Source organism: Litchfieldia salsa (genome assembly GCF_900104555.1).
Lineage (GTDB): Bacteria > Bacillota > Bacilli > Bacillales > Bacillaceae_L > Litchfieldia > Litchfieldia salsa.
Genome location: NZ_FNJU01000004.1, coordinates 1 through 17,236, shown reverse-complemented (window position 1 = coordinate 17,236; position 17,236 = coordinate 1). Strand labels below are relative to the sequence as shown.

At 33.6% G+C, this 17,236-nt stretch carries 22 protein-coding genes and 4 pseudogenes; 19 read left to right on the top strand and 7 right to left on the bottom strand.

From position 1 onward, the window contains the following. Positions 1–30: 30 nt before the first annotated feature. Positions 31–1,393, bottom strand: a pseudogene (locus BLQ56_RS09740) (IS3 family transposase). 178 nt (positions 1,394–1,571) lie between these two features. Between BLQ56_RS09740 and BLQ56_RS09735 the strand changes: the two are divergent. Then, positions 1,572–2,003, top strand: a complete 432-nt coding sequence (locus BLQ56_RS09735) for a WapI family immunity protein (RefSeq protein WP_090853064.1) — start codon at positions 1,572–1,574, stop codon at positions 2,001–2,003. A gap of 65 nt (positions 2,004–2,068) precedes the next feature. Here the strand turns inward: BLQ56_RS09735 and BLQ56_RS09730 are convergent, their stop codons facing one another. Then, positions 2,069–2,539, bottom strand: a complete 471-nt coding sequence (locus tag BLQ56_RS09730; RefSeq protein ID WP_090853060.1) for a hypothetical protein — start codon at positions 2,537–2,539, stop codon at positions 2,069–2,071. Between the two features lie 7 nt (positions 2,540–2,546). Continuing rightward, the gene (locus tag BLQ56_RS09725; RefSeq protein ID WP_090853057.1) at positions 2,547–3,566 is read right to left on the bottom strand and encodes a DUF3231 family protein; all 1,020 of its coding nucleotides are present in this window, start codon (positions 3,564–3,566) and stop codon (positions 2,547–2,549) included. Between the two features lie 209 nt (positions 3,567–3,775). Between BLQ56_RS09725 and dfr the strand changes: the two are divergent. The 13 genes and pseudogenes from dfr to BLQ56_RS23475 all read left to right on the top strand — a co-directional run. Beyond that, positions 3,776–4,264 (top strand): annotated as a pseudogene (gene dfr / locus BLQ56_RS09720) (DfrD/DfrG/DfrK family trimethoprim-resistant dihydrofolate reductase); the annotation flags it as partial. 229 nt (positions 4,265–4,493) lie between these two features. Beyond that, on the top strand, positions 4,494–5,237 hold the full coding sequence (locus BLQ56_RS09715; RefSeq protein WP_090853051.1) for an amidohydrolase family protein: 744 nt from the start codon (positions 4,494–4,496) through the stop codon (positions 5,235–5,237). A gap of 241 nt (positions 5,238–5,478) precedes the next feature. Further along, the gene (locus tag BLQ56_RS09710; protein ID WP_090853048.1) at positions 5,479–6,342 is read left to right on the top strand and encodes a hypothetical protein; all 864 of its coding nucleotides are present in this window, start codon (positions 5,479–5,481) and stop codon (positions 6,340–6,342) included. A gap of 153 nt (positions 6,343–6,495) precedes the next feature. After that, on the top strand, positions 6,496–6,966 hold the full coding sequence (gene comJ / locus BLQ56_RS09705; RefSeq protein ID WP_175490258.1) for a competence protein ComJ: 471 nt from the start codon (positions 6,496–6,498) through the stop codon (positions 6,964–6,966). A gap of 56 nt (positions 6,967–7,022) precedes the next feature. Further along, on the top strand, positions 7,023–7,241 hold the full coding sequence (locus BLQ56_RS09700) for a DUF7660 family protein (RefSeq protein ID WP_090853039.1): 219 nt from the start codon (positions 7,023–7,025) through the stop codon (positions 7,239–7,241). 43 nt (positions 7,242–7,284) lie between these two features. Beyond that, positions 7,285–7,641: an ABC transporter gene (locus tag BLQ56_RS09695; RefSeq protein ID WP_090853035.1), complete on the top strand. Its 357-nt coding sequence runs from the start codon at positions 7,285–7,287 to the stop codon at positions 7,639–7,641. Positions 7,642–7,715: 74 nt separating this feature from the next. After that, positions 7,716–8,156 (top strand): hypothetical protein, encoded by a 441-nt coding sequence (locus tag BLQ56_RS09690; protein ID WP_090853032.1) that lies wholly within the window; start codon positions 7,716–7,718, stop codon positions 8,154–8,156. Between the two features lie 140 nt (positions 8,157–8,296). After that, positions 8,297–8,581, top strand: coding sequence for a DUF1871 family protein (locus BLQ56_RS09685; RefSeq protein WP_175490257.1), 285 nt, complete (start codon positions 8,297–8,299; stop codon positions 8,579–8,581). A gap of 128 nt (positions 8,582–8,709) precedes the next feature. After that, the gene (locus BLQ56_RS09680) at positions 8,710–9,168 is read left to right on the top strand and encodes a hypothetical protein (RefSeq protein WP_090853027.1); all 459 of its coding nucleotides are present in this window, start codon (positions 8,710–8,712) and stop codon (positions 9,166–9,168) included. A gap of 147 nt (positions 9,169–9,315) precedes the next feature. Continuing rightward, on the top strand, positions 9,316–9,804 hold the full coding sequence (locus BLQ56_RS09675) for a hypothetical protein (RefSeq protein ID WP_090853024.1): 489 nt from the start codon (positions 9,316–9,318) through the stop codon (positions 9,802–9,804). A gap of 120 nt (positions 9,805–9,924) precedes the next feature. Then, on the top strand, positions 9,925–10,557 hold the full coding sequence (locus BLQ56_RS09670; RefSeq protein WP_090853020.1) for an SMI1/KNR4 family protein: 633 nt from the start codon (positions 9,925–9,927) through the stop codon (positions 10,555–10,557). A gap of 68 nt (positions 10,558–10,625) precedes the next feature. Further along, a complete protein-coding gene (locus BLQ56_RS09665; protein ID WP_090853017.1) occupies positions 10,626–11,027 on the top strand; it encodes a DUF2251 domain-containing protein in 402 nt (133 codons plus the stop codon). Positions 11,028–11,073: 46 nt separating this feature from the next. After that, the gene (locus BLQ56_RS23475) at positions 11,074–11,229 is read left to right on the top strand and encodes a hypothetical protein (protein ID WP_175490256.1); all 156 of its coding nucleotides are present in this window, start codon (positions 11,074–11,076) and stop codon (positions 11,227–11,229) included. 271 nt (positions 11,230–11,500) lie between these two features. Here BLQ56_RS23475 and BLQ56_RS09660 read toward each other — a convergent pair whose 3' ends face one another. After that, positions 11,501–11,950: an Lrp/AsnC family transcriptional regulator gene (locus BLQ56_RS09660; protein ID WP_090853014.1), complete on the bottom strand. Its 450-nt coding sequence runs from the start codon at positions 11,948–11,950 to the stop codon at positions 11,501–11,503. A gap of 122 nt (positions 11,951–12,072) precedes the next feature. On the opposite strand from BLQ56_RS09660, the gene BLQ56_RS09655 reads away from it, so the two are divergent. Then, on the top strand, positions 12,073–12,495 hold the full coding sequence (locus BLQ56_RS09655; protein ID WP_090853010.1) for a carboxymuconolactone decarboxylase family protein: 423 nt from the start codon (positions 12,073–12,075) through the stop codon (positions 12,493–12,495). A gap of 160 nt (positions 12,496–12,655) precedes the next feature. Here BLQ56_RS09655 and BLQ56_RS09650 read toward each other — a convergent pair whose 3' ends face one another. Beyond that, on the bottom strand, positions 12,656–13,036 hold the full coding sequence (locus BLQ56_RS09650; protein WP_090853007.1) for a hypothetical protein: 381 nt from the start codon (positions 13,034–13,036) through the stop codon (positions 12,656–12,658). A 12-nt stretch (positions 13,037–13,048) separates the two neighbouring features. Beyond that, positions 13,049–13,475: pseudogene (locus BLQ56_RS09645) on the bottom strand (IS1595 family transposase); the annotation flags it as partial. On the opposite strand from BLQ56_RS09645, the pseudogene BLQ56_RS23855 reads away from it, so the two are divergent. From BLQ56_RS23855 to BLQ56_RS09625, 4 genes and pseudogenes are all read left to right on the top strand, one after another. Then, positions 13,476–13,586 (top strand): annotated as a pseudogene (locus tag BLQ56_RS23855) (hypothetical protein); the annotation flags it as partial. Positions 13,587–13,593: 7 nt separating this feature from the next. After that, positions 13,594–13,905 (top strand): YunG family protein, encoded by a 312-nt coding sequence (locus BLQ56_RS09635; protein WP_090853005.1) that lies wholly within the window; start codon positions 13,594–13,596, stop codon positions 13,903–13,905. A 105-nt stretch (positions 13,906–14,010) separates the two neighbouring features. Beyond that, positions 14,011–14,346, top strand: a complete 336-nt coding sequence (locus BLQ56_RS09630) for a GNAT family N-acetyltransferase (protein WP_238457232.1) — start codon at positions 14,011–14,013, stop codon at positions 14,344–14,346. Between the two features lie 269 nt (positions 14,347–14,615). After that, positions 14,616–15,122 carry a GNAT family N-acetyltransferase gene (locus BLQ56_RS09625; RefSeq protein WP_090853002.1) on the top strand — a complete coding sequence of 169 codons (507 nt, stop codon included), beginning with the start codon at positions 14,616–14,618 and terminating at the stop codon, positions 15,120–15,122. A gap of 171 nt (positions 15,123–15,293) precedes the next feature. Here the strand turns inward: BLQ56_RS09625 and BLQ56_RS09620 are convergent, their stop codons facing one another. Continuing rightward, positions 15,294–16,715 (bottom strand): IS110 family transposase, encoded by a 1,422-nt coding sequence (locus BLQ56_RS09620; protein ID WP_090853000.1) that lies wholly within the window; start codon positions 16,713–16,715, stop codon positions 15,294–15,296. Positions 16,716–17,236: the final 521 nt, after the last annotated feature.

Sequence of the window (17,236 nt, the reverse complement as noted above, 5' to 3'; positions counted from 1 at the left end):
TGACCCCAAAAAGTTAGACACAGTATTAAGTTAAGCAGCTGAGGAGGATTGAACTCGATATTGCACCGGACTCAATCCTTTTAGTTTTTCTTTTATACGTTTGTGATTGTAGTATTCAATATACTGTTCAAGCTCATGCTTGAAGTGTTCCATACTATCAAATTCTTGTAAATAAAGTAATTCAGATTTTAATAAGCCGAAAAAATTCTCCATCACGGCGTTGTCTAAACAATTCCCTTTTCGAGACATACTCTGGGTAATACCGTGTTGTTTTAAAACATGTGCATATTGTTTCATTTGGTATTGCCAACCCTGATCCGAATGTAGAATGGGAGCTACTCCTTCGGATAACGAAGTTATTACTTTATCTAGCATTTTTGAAACAAGTTGATAAGTAGGGCGGTTTTCAATATTATAGCCGATGATTTCACCATTATATAAATCTAACACAGGAGAAAGATAAAGTTTCTCTCCGAATAAGTGGAATTCAGTCACGTCTGTTACCCACTTTTCATTTGGCTTTGAAGATGTGAAATCACGTTTTAGAATGTTTGGTGCAATCTTACCAACGTTTCCTTTATAAGATTGGTATTTTTTCATACGGACTAAGGATTTTAAACCTAACTCCTTCATTAGACGCTGAACAGTTTTATGGTTAATCAGATAGCCTTGGTTTCGTATCTCTAATGTAATACGTCGGTACCCGTATCTACCTTTATGTTCATGATAAATAGAAGAAATCAACGATTTCATCTCAGAGTATTTTTCAGGTCGATCAAAGTTCTTTGTCCAATAATAATAGGTACTACGCTTAATGCCTGCAAGATTTATTAATGCCTGAATACTATACTGATTCCTTAGTTCAAAGACTACTTGCGCTTTGTCTTTCGTTGTAATGCTTCCTTTTTTTGAACTAAGGCATTCAACTTTTTTAAAAAGGCATTCTCCATACGTAAACGTTCATTTTCTGCTTGTAATACCTCTAACGAGCCTTCTACTGGAGATGGTTTATTAGTTTGTTTTTGATTGTCTTTTTTCATCCTTGGCCGCCCCTTTTTCTTTGGTATAGGGGCATCTATTTCATAGTTTTCTAGACTAATTCGCCATTTTCGAATCATGCCTGGAGAAGCTAAATTAACTGCACTGCAGTTTCTAAGGTAGACAACCCACTTTCGTTCATATAATTGAGTATGTTTAGTTTATCTTCTAAATTAAACTTTGTATAGCTCTTATTAAATGCTTCCAACCCATGAATTTGATATTTTTTTACCCAAAAATCAATCGTTTCTGTATTAGAAACTCCTATAGATTTAGCAATAGAATTAAGACTTTCTCCACCGTTTTTGTAACGATTAACAGCATCTAATTTTTGTTCAACCGTAAATTTAGCCATAAAAAAGGCACCTCCAAATGTTAGATCCATGTCTAACATTTGGGGTGCACTACAAGAAGGGATTGACGCTCTTTTTAAAGAATTATTGAACTAATGGATTGATGTAAAATATGAGTGATTGAGTATTAACCTTGTTCCGCTAACGGAACAGTTAGTGGAAGCAAAAGAGGAGATATAGATGGAATTTAATATAATTGGAGAAGAGACTAGAGTAGTAATTAATATATTAAATAGAAGTCATCCTGAATGCACTGATTACTGGGATGGTAATTGGGTAAAGGCAAAAATAGATATACAAATTCCTGGATACCTAGCAAAGTTTGATCTTGATCTAAGAACAGATGAATTAAGAGACTTTTTAATTGGATTGAGAATAATGAACAAGGATCTAAAAGGGAAAGCACAACTGAATAATTTAGATAGCTATATAGAAATCGAATGTGAAGTCACCAAAATAGGTGGAATAGTATGGTCAGTGGAAACCTGTTATCCTGCTGGATATGGTGCCGTTCTAAAATTTGAATTCGAATCAGACCAATCATATTTATTAAATTTAATAAGTGAATTAGAAGCAATTCTAGTTACCTTTCCCGTTATTGGAAAGCCCTGAGTTTTTGAACTAACGGTGCAGATTAGTGGAATAAGAAAATAAAAAAAACGACCTCAAAGGAATTTTTAAAAGGCCGTTTGCTTAATAGTTCTATTAGTTATTTTTTGAATAGTTAATCCCATTATTACTCCAGGAATGACAAACATAATTGGAAGCCACACAGGTCCAATTAATACACCAGATAATCTAATTTTTGAGGAATATATCAAACCAACAGTAACAGAAAAAGCAGCAAAAGCAAAAGGATAAAATGAATTAGGTTTTTTACCTCCGCCAGCGTCTTTATACGCATCCCACATTGCAAAAAAATACAGACAAGGATAAAACATTAGCCAATTATAATTTGTTTGTTCTATCGCTTTTTGAATCTCACCATGGAAACTATAGATAATGACTTGGTTAAAGTTGGCTTGTACATTAACTAAGAATTCTAAAATTAATAAAACAGTCCCTTTAAAATATTTTCTATTTAAAAACTGCCCAAACCCAGGTAAAGCAATAGACCATAACAACTTTTCAATCGGATTCTTATTCACTCATATATCACTGTTTCCTATTTAATTTTGCTATTTCAATATTGTCAATAGATGATGGTGATTTTTCCATCCAACCGTGTTCAATTAGGATATTCGCTCCATCCTCTGCATATTGAACAGCTTCCAATGTGATACGCATGAATTTTGCACCTAAATCACGCCTTGAGACCGTTCCTAAAGCTACACCATAATATCCAAGAGACATTCCTGATAACATGGTTACTTGAAACATCATTAGCTTATCGGAAAAAGGTGGTGTTGTTGATTTTAATACGTCTGAGTCCAGAGTGGACGTTTGTGAAAGGTTCTCTTGATTTAATATTTGAGCCATAAATTCCACTACTTTACTGGCAATATTAGCCCCTCTCACCATATAATTCCTCACTTCTTGTAATCCAGCCGTTTGCCCAAACCCTAATAATAATGCTTTACCAATTGCATTACGTTGCATATTATTGTAAAGGTGCATAATTTCAAGAGCATTCATCGGGCGTCTTTCCCCAAACCAACCTGTCAAATAACCTTGTTTTTCAATGAATTCAACTTTATCTGGAATCGGAATAGAAGCTGATCTTGAATATAAACCTTTTTCTAATAAGACATTTAACGATTTATTATATAGTTGTCTTGTAAGGTCAATTGCTTTCGAAAAAAGTTCCAACACATCATTTCGTGCACAACCAGAAAAAGAAGCACCATACGAAGTCATCCCATGCCTTGCCATATTATGAACAAAGTTTAAATGGAACGTATCTGAGTATAGTGCAGGGGCATTTAGGTTTAAATCCTCTTTTTCGCTAAAACCAACAGGGATTGCATGGTTTTCTTTTTCATATATAACTTTAATGTCTTTTATCATAATTTCAGTAATTTCAATGGCAAATTCTAATATCGGCTTAATTTCTGTATCTTGTGTTTTTTCTTTAAAATACTTTAGCACGCAATAAGACATACTGTTGTTCATATATCCTGCCCAGAGTGAAGCCAATTCGGATGAAGTAAGTCGAATGTTATGTTCAGTCTCCATGTATACCCTCCCACTATGTAATCAAGAGTATTGTCCCCTCATTTTTGTAAAATATTAATAAAATGATGGCTATATCTTGAACTAACGGGTGCGATTGTTCAAGAGGATCAGTCGCTTTTTCACTAACGGTTCAGGATACTGGAACAACGGATTTCAATAGAAACTAAGAAATTACATGGTAAAATAGTTAAAAAAAGGCTGTGTTATATATGAAAGTTTCTTTAATTGTTGCGATGGACAAGAATAGAGTTATTGGTAAAGAGAATGACATTCCATGGAGAATTCCAAAGGATTGGGAGTTTGTTAAAAATACCACAATTGGACAACCCATCATATTGGGTAGAAAAAACCTTGAGTCAATAGGAAGGGCTTTACCTCACAGAAGGAATATTGTTTTAACGAGAGATAAGAATTATAACTTTGAGGGTTGTGAAATTGTCCATTCAGTCGAAGATGTATTTAAGATTTGTAATAATGAAAAAGAGATTTTTATTTTCGGGGGAGAACAAATTTATAAAATGTTCTTACCTTACGTCGAAAAGATGTATATTACAAAAATTCATCATGAATTCGAAGGAGATACGTTTTTTCCAGAAGTGAATTTCAATGAATGGGACCAAGTGTCCGTCGAAAAAGGTATTAAGGATGAAAAAAACCCTTATAACTACTATTTTCATGTTTATGAAAGAAAATTGTTAAGCTACCATGAAAGAACGCAAATATCTTTCATTTTCTGTGGTGAAGTTCTGATTCATGGAGGGCTAACGGAGGCGATGATCTAAGAAGGATTCTCGCTTATTTTTGTTGAAGCTTGTACTAACGGATCAGTTTTAAGCAATAAGCAAAGCTTATGTTCACTTATTGATAAGCTATTATTTCTTTATGACGCATCTTTGGTATGTTTAAGAACAGAAAGGGGGATGTGAAATGAGAATTTTTGATGCGCATTTTCATATTATTGATTTTGATTTCCCGATTGTCGAAAACCAAGGATATACACCACCGAGTTATATTGTAAAAGATTATCAAAATGAAACTGCTGATTTGAATGTATTAGGTGGAGCGATTGTATCTGGGTCTTTCCAAGGATTTGACCAAGAATACTTATTGAAAGCACTTAAAGAATTGGGTCCATCATTTTGTGGTGTTACGCAATTGCCGTTTACTGTGACAGATGATGAAATCGTGAACTTACACAACAATGGGGTAAGGGCATTACGCTTTAATATCAAAAGAGGTGGTTCAGAAGATTTATCAATGCTCGATTACTTTGCAAGAAGAGTTTATGATTTGGTTGGCTGGCATAGTGAACTTTATATTGATTCAAAAGAGTTACCTGAAACTGCATCCACAATTGAAAAATTACCTGCTATTTCAATTGACCATTTAGGCTTATCTGAAGAAGGTTTAACGCATCTGTTAAAATTAGTTGATAAAGGAATACACGTAAAAGCAACAGGTTTTGGGCGTGTGGAACTAAATGTTGTAAATGCTCTAAAATCTATATATGAAACAAATCCTGATTCGCTTATGTTTGGTACGGATTTGCCATCAACAAGAGCAAAAAGACCATTTGAATATGGAGATATTGAATTAATTCAACAATTATTTGACGAACAGGCTATCGAAAAAATTCTATATACGAACGCATTAAAATGGTATTTTGAATAAATTAGTTCATAGTAGATGCGGAATGAAAATTTAAAGTTTGTGAGATTTTAAACTTAAACTACCATGAAAGAACGAAATAATCTTTCATTTTCTGTGGTGAAGTATTTGCTTCATGGATGGCTAACGGGTAGCGATACTTTAAGAGGGTATCGCTTGTCTTGTTGCGCTTACGGATCAGGTTTATTGAAGAAATGCAAATAAATGGAGGAAAGATAGAAAAAGAATTATGGGAGGATATATTTTGAATGATGAACTAAAACAATTATTTGAAGAAGATCAGCATGACCTTCGGAAAATGCCACATGACAGAAAAAAACGAGATAGAGATAGACGAAATAGAGTTAAAACAATTATAGATACTGGAGGTGCCACTGTTGCAATAGATTTTATCCATGCAGCTATAATATTTCAACATGGGGAAGCTTTAGAAGATTGGTGGCATTCATATCAATTAAGCTTAAAGGCTGTTGAATTGGGGTTTCAACCTAAATGGTTAGCGGCTGTTGCACTGGATAGATGGTTATTACGGCAGGGAAAACCTCTTAAATACGGTAATCAAGTAATCCCTTTTGGTGGTGTTTATAGAATCCCAGAGTTAGACCCAAATACTACTGATGAGGAAAGAGAAAAATGGGATGTGCCATCTTTTTTTGAACTATATTCTTTTGATAAGCTTCGTGGGTTTATGAAATATGATTTCATTGATACATTAGAAAATGAAAATTTAAAAGTTAACATTATAAAGTTAGAAAGACCCCCCGCACATAGCCCTTCTCTAACTGGAACTCGATGCGGAAAGACAGAAGATAATCGTGTAATTTTTGAAAACCCCTACGGATGGAAATGGATAGAAGATAGTGCTGGTTCTTTTGATTTAGGATGGCTCTTAATTCCTCACGTCCCAGTAATAGCTCATATAGTTGCTACTGAAGGAGATGCAAGTATTGAAAGAGTTACATTGAATGGATATTCTTGCATTCTAGTTATATTTAATAACAGTAAAACCCTCTATTTTCGAACTAGGAAGGGAATATGGGCACTTACAGGGATGGATTATAATAATATAACTAAAAAAGCTCTAATCATACAATCATGTTCTTCTTAAACTAAAGGGTGCGAATATTGAATAAACACAGGCACTGATTCAAGCAGGATTAGTGCCTGTTGTTGTTGAAGTAAAGAAGCAGTTTAGTGAAAGAAGAGTTGTTCTTTTAGTTACGGTATAATGGTTTTATTATTTAATAAAAGGATGAGGTCTATGAGTGGGATAACCTTTAAAAGTGATATTTTCTATTCCCAATTAGCTGTATTTCAGTATGGTTTAGAAAACCCCTTTAATGACTGGAATGACACTCATGTTAACCAAGGTTTTGCATGGAGAGAAGGTCCTGTATCTTTTGGAACTCTTTCTAATGATGAAGAATGCAAAATTTCCGTTAGAGTTACTGATAAAAAAGAAGTGGGTACCGATGTTATTAGGGCAATAGCTGTACCTTTTTTTATAAGTAAGAAAGGAATTGAAGTTGGCTCTATCATTGAAACAAAAGCTATTGATATAGAAGAGGGAATGTATGAGTTACTCTTTGCCGTTAAACGATTAGAAAATGGATTAGGTCATTATTCATTTTCATTCATAAAAAATAATAATCCTACGGTGAATATTATCAAAGTGGATGAAGAACTTAATCCACCATCAGTGTTGGTGATGAACACTGAACCAGCAATATAAAAAGTTCAATAAGTGGTGGCTTTTCTTCAATAGAGAAAGGTGGTTAGTAATATTATATGGAGATTGAAAGTATTAAAAGTAAAGAAGAACTGATTTCCTCTATTGATAATTTAAAGAATGATTTGTTGACTAATCCAACCGAGTGGGAAAATCTAACCCTTGAAGATTACTTGGAAGCAATTAAAGGTTGGGTAGAGGATACAAATTCTTTACCACGTAATCCAAACTGGACTACCATTGCTAAAATTTTAATGGCAGGGAAGTTTTATGAATAACTTTCTTATTGCGTTAACGGGAGCAAAAGTGCAATAAAAGGGTGTGATTATAACGGACAAGAAACTAATTGAAATATATGATAATTGGCAAGAAAAACTTGATGCAGACGAATGGTATTTTAGTAATGCATTTGAATCAATTTCAAAGGATATGTCCTCTGAGAGTGCTTTTAACTATATTCCAGAAGTTATATATATACTTTTAAATTTATATGAGGATTATTTAATTTGGGAGACACTTTATTTTTTAATCGACTTATATAGAATTGCGGAAACCACTGAAATACATCCAACACTTGATAAGAATTGGTCTGCTTTAAGAGAACATATACAAAAATATGAAGATTCATATTCTACTCCATATCAAGAATTGAAAAGGTTTCTTAGGATTAAAAAATAAATTTACTTTATTCAACAGGAGCTTTACTTATAATGCTGCCATTAAGTCCTAATTAAATGGGGTGAAGATTTATCATGCGTGAATTGTTACTAGAGATTGAGGGATTTAAAAATTGGGCTAAAACCGCTATTCAATCCTTCGGTGAATGGGAAACTGAATATCTCTATTGGGACAGAATATATCATTATGTTAATAAGCTACTTGAGGCTATCCCTATTGAAACATGGAATTCTGAACTCCTAAATGAATTTCTTTATATATTAGCTAGAGACAATGAATGTGAAATTATTATTGATACATTGATTCAATATCCAAACCAGCTATTGTCTATTTCTAAATATGCAGTCTCTTTTTCAGATCATGATGCAAGGTGGCAAATAGCTTATGGGCTTGGAGAAATAAATGAAAATGAGCAAGAGATTAAATATATTCTTAAGAAGTTTCTATGTGATGAAAAGGAATATGTCAGAATAAGAGCATATATTGCTTTTGAGAAAAAGGGATTTAGCGTGTAGAATCCTTATTGTATTAACGGGTGCGAATGTGGAACAAGAAGGGTATTGATCAAAGAACGATTAGTACCCTTCTTTGTTGAAGTAAAGGTCAGAATAGTTTAAGAAGATATTGAACAAGTCATATTATAAAAGGTGATTATTTGAAAAAGAACATTGCATTTGATATTGTTGCAAAACACATTAACAAATGGGATTCTTGGGGATTGTTATCTGGCGGTGCTCCATTAGATGAATATGATATAGAAACTCAACGTATCGTTAATGCTTTGCCACTAATACAAAACCAGATGAATTTAGCTCATACGATTAAAGAAGTATTTGATCAAGCATTTGGAGAAGAACATGACCTTGAAAACTGTATTAATGTGGCAAAGGATATTTGGGATGAACTAATGAGAGAAGAAGATACTACCTTCTTCAACTAGCGGATGCTAGAGTGGAACAGCGGTTGTCGTTCCGGTATATCCTATTGTGTTAAAGAAGCAGAAGCAGAATCATTGAGTAAGCAGTTTGGCAAAAGTTATAAGGAACCAAAATAATAAGGATGAGTTATATGCGAATAAAAATTGGCGATGTTTTTCAGATTGAAACTTCAAAAGGATTAGCTTTTTTTCAATATGTTCTTAAACATGATTCAATGGGTTCTCTAATAAGAATTTTGCCTAATCTCCATAAAGACAACAATACGGATAAGATAAATGAATTAGTGGAACAAAAAGAACTTTTTTTTATTCATTTTCCTGTGGGTGCAGCTTTAAGGAGAAAGATAGTTTGTAAGGTAGGGAACTTCCAAATTCCAAATGGATTAGTCTTACCTACTAAATTTAGGGATAAACATATAGTCAGGAGCGAATTTATTTCCTGGCATATTGTTGATTATGAAACTTATCAGATAGAAAGTGTAAAAAAATTAACAGATGAGCAACTGAAATTGTCCCCTATGGGTACTTGGAATGACACTTTACTTATAGAGAGATTAGAAGAGGGATGGACATTAGATAAATGGATTTAACTATTATGGTAACGGGGGCGAATGCGTAAAAAGGGTATTCGCCTTTTCCTGTAGATGTATCTAGCAGGTTACTTAAAGAAAAAGGAGAACTTATTACATTAGCAAAATAGTAAGGAAGTATAAGTTATTTATAAAAGGGGTTTTCTTATGAGAAGTGACCTATTAGATGTGGTGAACTCATTTCCATTTAACGAAGTTTCTATTGGTTACAGATTAGTAACCATATTTACAGCTGATGAACTAAAAGAAGCACAAATTGGATATAGCATTGATATAAACGGGCAGTCTCTGACTGGCACTGGTGATGGAGATTGGTATCCCTCATGGCTGGTAATTGGTAATGAAGATGAAACAGGAGACCCCATTTTTATTGATGCTGACGATGACCAATTTCCTGTTTATACAGCCATGCACGGTGAAGATGATTGGGAACCTGATGAAATCGCTGTATCGCTAAATAGTTTTATTTCAGCGTTGTGTTATATAAAAGAACTTTCTGTTGGTCGTGAAAACCCTGTTGCATTAGAAAAAAATCCAATACCAACTGATGAACAGGAACGAATTTTAAAAATTATATCAGAGACTAATAAAAATATTGAAATGGATTTTTGGGAGACTTGGTTAGAAAACGAATAATAGAGAAGTTCTTTCACTAACGGTGGGCGAGTGCTGAATGAGATCAGTCGCTTCTTGTGCTAAAGAGGAAGATTAGTGAAATAAGCTAATTTTTATGATAAGGGTTGGAGGATTTTAATTATGGATTTAAATAGTATAAGAGGGTTGATTCTAAATCCCCCAGCTAATGTTATGGAACTAGAAAAAGTGAAATTGAAGATGAATACAAAACTTCCAACTTCCTATAAAGAACTATTGCTAAAAACTAATGGTGTGTCGACAAAAGAAGGAATTATTTTATATGGGACACAAGATCTCATTGAACGTAATGAAACATGGGAGACAGAAGTTTATGCACCTGGTTTTATCTCTATCGGTGATGATAGTGGTGGAAGGGTTATTCTAATGCGTAAAGATTTAAAAAACAAAGAGGTATTGATAGCTGATTCAGGAGACATGACTCCAGAAAATGCATTATTAATTTCGACTGACTTAATTCAATGGGTTAAAAATGGTTTAACAATAGTACATTATGAAAAACCAGAAGTAAATTGGTTAAAGAATGCTAAACTCGTTGTAGTGGATACACAAGATGGAGCTTTAAAAGATTTAATAAAAATTAAAAGCATCCTGGCACTTGATATAGCTACATCTGAATTAGTAAAAGGGGCAAAAAACCTACCATTTGTTCTTACAGAAGAAGTGCCCTACGGGAAAGCGAAGAAAATAATTGAAGAATTAGGAGAGCTTAAAGTTAAAATAGAACTGCAATGACTATGCAACTAATGAGAAGTTTAGTTTAACAAGGATTGTAAACAAAATTTTTGTAACGGAGGAAAAAAATGAGTCATCAAGAGGAAAGTTTTGTAGTAGATTCACTGTCACCTGACGGAAAATGGCTATGCGTTTTTGAGGATGATGGTGAAACAGGTTATTTATACTTTTGCCCAATGGATACAGCTGGTGAAATGCAGGGTATAGCAGATGCACTTTGGATATACAATCAAATATCTCCATCCATTTTTGAATGTGAGAAAGTACATATTATATGGTCAGAGGATTCACTAAAAGCAATATTAATTGTGGATGGTGAAGGTTGGGGGATGTTCGATCTCTCTAGAAGAAGAAAGTTAAGTGCACCAAGGATAGATAATTCTATTGTTTCTATACCTTTAGAAACTTGGAATGATGGAATACAACCGCAACAGGGCGAACCTCTAAACTTTGAAGTAACTAACGAATAACAATTCTTACTCAACTAATGGGTGCATTTCTTAAAGAGGGGAAAAAATGAATACAAATGAATTAAGAAAATGGGCGGAAGAACGTTCAATTGAGAGTAAAACCATAGAGGGTTTTTGGGACAATTTTCATTCCTACAAAAATGAACAAGAGAGAGAGAGTTCATTGAGGTTTTTGGTAATGATTTTGCCAAAAATCAATTAAGAATAAATATGGATACACTTGCACTTTTTATAGACGATTGGAACAAAAATTCTTATCACTCCTACGGTTTTGATTACGTCGTGTCACATCTTCCAATTGTTTATAAAGATGAAAAAGTTGGTGAATACAAAGTTCTTTTTAACTTAGATGGTGAAATTTTTAATGACTATTTTATTATTTATTAGAGGTTCTTTGTTAAACTAATGGGGCCTTTTGCACAACAGCTTCTATTACGAAAGAGTCAGCTTAGTGGAACAATCTCCTTGAATCTTCAAAAGGAGATCGTTCCTTTTATTTGTGGCTCTGTTGAAACTTGTGAGAAAATAAAATAGGTGACTGTTTGTGCGTAGGGGTTTACCTCTTCTATGAATTGCTCCGCTTTTGAAAAGGTATCAAAGTGCATTTTAAGCATATAACACGCATTACCTGCTATGCGATAACAAAACTGTACGTTTGGGAGCATTTGAATAAAATTTTTAAAAGTTTTGTAATCACCATTTTTAACGGTAGCCTCTATTAAACATTGAATAGGCAGACCTAATTTGTCGTAATCAATTTCCAATGTGTATTTCTTGATAATACCGTATGACTCCATTTGCCTAACACGTTCTGTTACAGAAGGAGAAGATAAATTTACCCTCCTTCCAATCTCACTCATAGATAGGCGACTATTATTACGCAATTCATCTAATATCATTCTATCAATATCATCGATTTTCATTTTTAATGCTTTCTCCCTTTTATTTGTTGTTTATTTAATGTTTAAGTGAATTATTTGTTAATCATTTAATGTGATTTATGTATTTTATTTTCTATAATTAAATATACAAAGGGGGATTTCAAATGGCAAGAATTAAGGAATCAAATTTTGGAGATACATCCTTTCAACGACTTTTAGGACACAACTTAGAAGTAATGCAAGGGTGGTGCTATTTGGGAAATGTATTAGAAAAAGAAGGCTTACTCTCTGCTGAATTGAAAGAGCAAGTTAGGAGAACGTTAGCTCAAAAGAATGGTTGTGAATATTGTAAAGCCAAAGGTAAACCTCAATTTAATAAATTTGACGAAAAAATTTCTATTGCCGTTGCGTTTACTGAGGTGTTTCTAAAACAAAAAGGTGAAATATCAGATTCATCTTTTAAAATTTTGAGGGAATACATGACTGAGGAAGAAATTAGTGAACTTTGTGCATTTATTTCTTTCACTACCGCTTCACAATACTTTGGAGCTATGATGAAATTAGAACCAGTGAGGAATCAACAATAGCTCTATAAACTATTCGACTAAAGATGAACGTTGGGATTTTAGATTCTTTAATTTTAGGCTCTGTTAAATTTTAATGTTGAAAATAATAAAATTAAAAGGAAATCCAATTTTTGTTGGGTTTCCTCGTTCTACTTTTGCACCAGTAAGTTCAATAAGATACTTAATGCTCGTCAACTTTACGGAGTATGTACTCATTAGGAACATTACCAGTATTAAAAAATGTCTCAAACGTCTTTAATGCATCCGAAATACTTAATATTTCATTTCTTTTTAACGATATTGCTCCTCCACTGTAGTTAATCGAAATAGGCTCTTTGTTTTCTTTTTCTATTCCTAATACAGAGTGAGTTTCCGATTGTTTATATTCTATGGTTAGCCTTAATTTAGACCCTGCACATTGCAAATAGTCACCATTTTCTTTGGTTAATATGAAATAGGATTTAAGACGTGGATTTATTTCGTTTAAATGCTGAAATATAGTTTTTAATGTTGAACTTTCAATTTTTCTTGTTCCATTACCTGATTCATATTCAAATATCAATCAAATCACCCCTTATTTATAATACCTTGATTTCGACAATCGCAAACTATCATAAGTGTCAGTCATTTCGAAAACAAATGATGATAGTAAGAACTCTTTAATATTGTGTTTAGTGCTTTCATTGCTACGACTATCCACAAATAAGAACCAAGCAAGGTAGTTGTCGAGATATTTTGTAGCTACACCTTTAAAACGATTTATCCATTGTTTCATTCGAGAATGTAGTCCATTCACATTTTGTATGTGATATAAGCCTTTTATTATGTACTTTCCATCGTTTGATTTGATTCTGTAATGCTCTATTCCTTTTTCTTTTTCATAGGTTTTATAGGCTCGCCAAGCTTCAGTTACGAGTACTTATCAGATGTCAGTTTAGAACCAATTAAATTTTCAACTTTTGTTTTTATACACGCCACATACAAGCAACCTTGGAGAACGTTTAATACCTAACGAAAGCAAAACAGAAGTAATTGTCTCAACGAAACTGTTTTTACAAGCGATTGATCGTGCATCTTTATTAGCCAAAGAAGGTCGCAATAATGTTGTGAAAGAAGGCTTTGTTAAAATCTTGGTCTTTAGACTCGAGCTCAAAATGGAGCAAGGAAAACCCCGCCAAAGGACAATGTGGTGTAACTGCATTAGTAGTAAATGATATATTATGCGGGGAAATAAGGAAAACCAAACTTCTTGATGGATGGCACTTCTATAATTTTATTAATAATAAACGATACGATCTAACGGCTTCTCAATTTAAGGTGGACATCACATATGAGGATTTCCTTTCAAATAGAGAAGAAGCATTTTCCGATACCAATCAAGAACAGTATAACTACTTAAAACTAAGAGTATTAAACGCTTTATTAAGCTAATGGGTGCTTATCTTGAACAGCTACTATTGTACTAAAGGGCAGTAATGTTTAATAACTATATTTATACAGGATATAATTGATCAAAAATGAAAGAAGATTCTTAAAATGGGTATTTACTACAAGGAAGGTATAGAAAATATTACAAAAGAAGGTCTTGGCGATTTGTTTCTCTCGGTAGAGTGGGAATCGGGAAAGCTACCAAATGAATTGGTAAAAGCTATAAAAGGTTCTCACTCAGTTATTACTGCATGGGATGATGATAAACTTATTGGATTGATTAACGCATTGTCAGATGGTGTATTAACAGCATATTTCCATTACATGCTGGTAAATCCAAGTTATCAAGGAAAAGGTATAGGCAAAGAAATGATGGATAAGATGCTTGATAGATATAAAGGTTACCAAAACAAAAGTAATAATTGCTTATCCCAATGTAGTTGAATTTTATGGGAAATTGGGTTTTAAAACAGAAGATGGTACAACACCTATGTTTATATCAGAACTAATCTAATTAAGCTACAGGGGGCGTATATGAAAGAAGAACAGCTACTGAACGAAGCAGGATTAATGGGTGTTCTTATTGAAGTATAGGAGCAGGATTGTTTAGTAAGAACAGGTATTGTTAGGTAATTTGTCGCATTAGTTCACTAATCGAATACATAGTTTCTATATAAATTAAGAAGATAATATATTATATTGAGGTGATTTTTTTGGTTAATAATGTGCAGATTGAACAAGTGAAAATTATTGATAAACACGTTGATGAACTATCAGAACTTCTGATACAGGTAGTAGAAGATGACGCATCGATTGGTTTTTTACCACCACTGCAATTGTCGGATGCTAATAAATATTGGTTGAATGTCTTAAATCCAGAAGTGCTTTTATATGTTGCTAAAATAAACAATCAGATAGTTGGGAGCGTACAATTACAGCTATGTACTAAGCAGAATGGTGGTCATAGAGCTGAAATTGCAAAGCTAATGACACATCCTAATTATCGACGTAATGGTATTGGTCGTTCACTTATGAACAAAGCTGAAGAACGAGCCAAGAAGGAGGGCAGGTCATTATTAGTTCTCGATACAAGAGAAGGTGACCCTTCTAATCATCTTTATTCTTCAATTGGTTATATTCAGGCTGGTAAAATTCCTTATTATGCTAAATCGGCAAATGGTGAACTACATTCTACTGTTCTTTATTATAAATCTTTTTAATTAAGCGTAGGTTATTTCTGATTATGTGACATATTTCACTTAAACGTAGTGTAGTGCTTTAACAAATAAGAAAGTATTTTTAAAGATGAAAAATCACCTAAAATTTAATTAATAATAGGTGATTTTTGCTCTTTTAAAGCACTTAGGGTTTTGTGTTTTTAACTCTATTTTTCAATTTGTTAGCTTAGTTTTTTCCTTGTTATTTTTAATATAAAGATTGTTAAACTCTACGCCACAAGCTTTAGCGTGAGTGATTGGATCATATTTCACTTTGTTTTTTAGGACTGTGTAAATAAGTGATGCTATTTTACCGCATAAATGCCCAATTGCCTTTTTCTTGTTCATTCCTTCAGTTACCTTACGGTCATAGTATGCTTTGAAGACGGTAGGATGCTTTTGTCCATTTGCTAAAATAATTAAAGCGATTTGATAAAGGACTCTCCTGGCATCTCTAACTCCGCTATATGTCTGTCTAGTGCCAGTTACCGATGTTCCAGACTGCTTGTTTTCCGAAGATACACCTAGATATTTCTTGAACTCTTTATATGTATTAAATCTTTCAATATCACCTATGACCCCAATCAGTGTACAGGCGATGTTTTCGCTCACAAAAGGAAGGGACATTAAGATTTCTGTATATGGGTGAGAATCTAAACCTTTGTCAGGGTCGCCCCATAAAAGTTTATGAATCTCTTTGTCAATTAGCTTGATGCTTTCTTCGAGACGTAGGGCTTCTTCTATAACCCATTTTTGTCTTTCTACAAGATGTTCAGCTGGAACTGCAATAGTGTTAGGCATCACTTCAGCTAATATGTTAGCTGCTCGTTTAGCCACACTTTTTGCACCAGCTTTCAATAAAAAATTATATATTTCTTCTGCTGTGGCTTCCTTCATATGAAGTCCCGTAGGGAACTCTAAGACTAACTTCAAAACTGACGTGCTAGATAGGCTCTTAAAAGCTTTATTTAAATCAGGATGAGTTACTTTTAAAAGCTGTTGAACTTGGTTCTTTCGTCGAGTTAGTTGGACGTTTATATACCATCTGTCCCTCATTACTGTTCGAAACAAGGATTGAAGGACTGATTGAGGTCTAATAAGCGTTACACCTTGCATATGTGGATGTAATTGCTTATGCCACCCCATGTAAGCCATTACTTTGGCATCCATTGAATCAGTTTTTTCAGAGATTCCTAAGTTATTTTTACGGAACTCACCAACGGCTCTATTTTCAACTTGAAATAGTTCATAACCTTCATTTAATAACACTTGCTGTACTAGGTAAGAATAGTGTCCGCCTGTTGGTTCCAAAAGAATTAAAAAGTCTTTTTGGGTAAGAGAGAATTGTTTTTCAATCTTTCCTAAGGCGTTTAAAAACTCAGCGATTCCAACACTATCGGAGTTAAATTTCATTGTCTTCGTCCTTTTCCAAGCAATACCTTTAGGGTCTAAGAATGCATCAAATGGAATACAGGACGCAACGTGAAAGCTTGCCCCAATATCAATACCAACATAAAATTGATAAAACTTACGCTGCCCTTGATGGCTTTTATGCGTGTCATTTCCATAACTAAATGGAGTAATGGTAGTGTTCATCATTTCTCCTCCAAGTCGCAGTATGACATATCTGACTATCCAACTTTCTGTTAGAGCTTTGTGCCCAGCGTAGTATGTCAGGATTATATCGCCAGATATTAAATCTCATATTTAACACAAGAGTCTAGTTTCCTAGCTCCAACCAACGGTAGAGTTTCAACTGCTTATATGATATTGTTTTTGATTTTCTCCAATATAGTCCTTTAAACAAAATAAAAAATACGACATAAAGCCTTAAAATCCTCCTAAAAAAACAAAAAATCCTGTAAAAAATACAGGATTGGATTTAGGTAATTAATTTATAGTGCAGTGCCATAGGTTATTTGTAAGTGGAGTGCCTCACATCAATATTAGAGGTCTAATTATAGCCCCATTCCAGTAAGTCGGAATCACTATAAAGGTCACTGCACATCATAATTTTACATCAATTTTAATTATAAAAAAACCCAATGTCCTCAAAGTAACGGTAGGGTTCCACTAATTTAGAGATCCCACGTTTAAGTCAAAGGTACATCGGTATC

Excerpts from the sequence above, each read along its gene's own strand:
- BLQ56_RS09630 (WP_238457232.1), top strand. The coding sequence starts at position 14,011 with ATGGGTATTTACTACAAGGAAGGTATAGAAAATATTACAAAAGAAGGT.
- BLQ56_RS09735 (WP_090853064.1), top strand. The coding sequence starts at position 1,572 with ATGGAATTTAATATAATTGGAGAAGAGACTAGAGTAGTAATTAATATA.
- BLQ56_RS09700 (WP_090853039.1), top strand. The coding sequence starts at position 7,023 with ATGGAGATTGAAAGTATTAAAAGTAAAGAAGAACTGATTTCCTCTATT.
- BLQ56_RS09670 (WP_090853020.1), top strand. The coding sequence starts at position 9,925 with ATGGATTTAAATAGTATAAGAGGGTTGATTCTAAATCCCCCAGCTAAT.
- BLQ56_RS09680 (WP_090853027.1), top strand. The coding sequence starts at position 8,710 with ATGCGAATAAAAATTGGCGATGTTTTTCAGATTGAAACTTCAAAAGGA.
- BLQ56_RS09655 (WP_090853010.1), top strand. The coding sequence starts at position 12,073 with ATGGCAAGAATTAAGGAATCAAATTTTGGAGATACATCCTTTCAACGA.
- comJ (WP_175490258.1), top strand. The coding sequence starts at position 6,496 with ATGAGTGGGATAACCTTTAAAAGTGATATTTTCTATTCCCAATTAGCT.
- BLQ56_RS09725 (WP_090853057.1), bottom strand. The coding sequence starts at position 3,566 with ATGGAGACTGAACATAACATTCGACTTACTTCATCCGAATTGGCTTCA.
- BLQ56_RS09620 (WP_090853000.1), bottom strand. The coding sequence starts at position 16,715 with ATGAACACTACCATTACTCCATTTAGTTATGGAAATGACACGCATAAA.
- BLQ56_RS09665 (WP_090853017.1), top strand. The coding sequence starts at position 10,626 with ATGAGTCATCAAGAGGAAAGTTTTGTAGTAGATTCACTGTCACCTGAC.
- BLQ56_RS09690 (WP_090853032.1), top strand. The coding sequence starts at position 7,716 with ATGCGTGAATTGTTACTAGAGATTGAGGGATTTAAAAATTGGGCTAAA.
- BLQ56_RS09715 (WP_090853051.1), top strand. The coding sequence starts at position 4,494 with ATGAGAATTTTTGATGCGCATTTTCATATTATTGATTTTGATTTCCCG.
- BLQ56_RS23475 (WP_175490256.1), top strand. The coding sequence starts at position 11,074 with ATGAATACAAATGAATTAAGAAAATGGGCGGAAGAACGTTCAATTGAG.
- BLQ56_RS09675 (WP_090853024.1), top strand. The coding sequence starts at position 9,316 with ATGAGAAGTGACCTATTAGATGTGGTGAACTCATTTCCATTTAACGAA.
- BLQ56_RS09660 (WP_090853014.1), bottom strand. The coding sequence starts at position 11,950 with ATGAAAATCGATGATATTGATAGAATGATATTAGATGAATTGCGTAAT.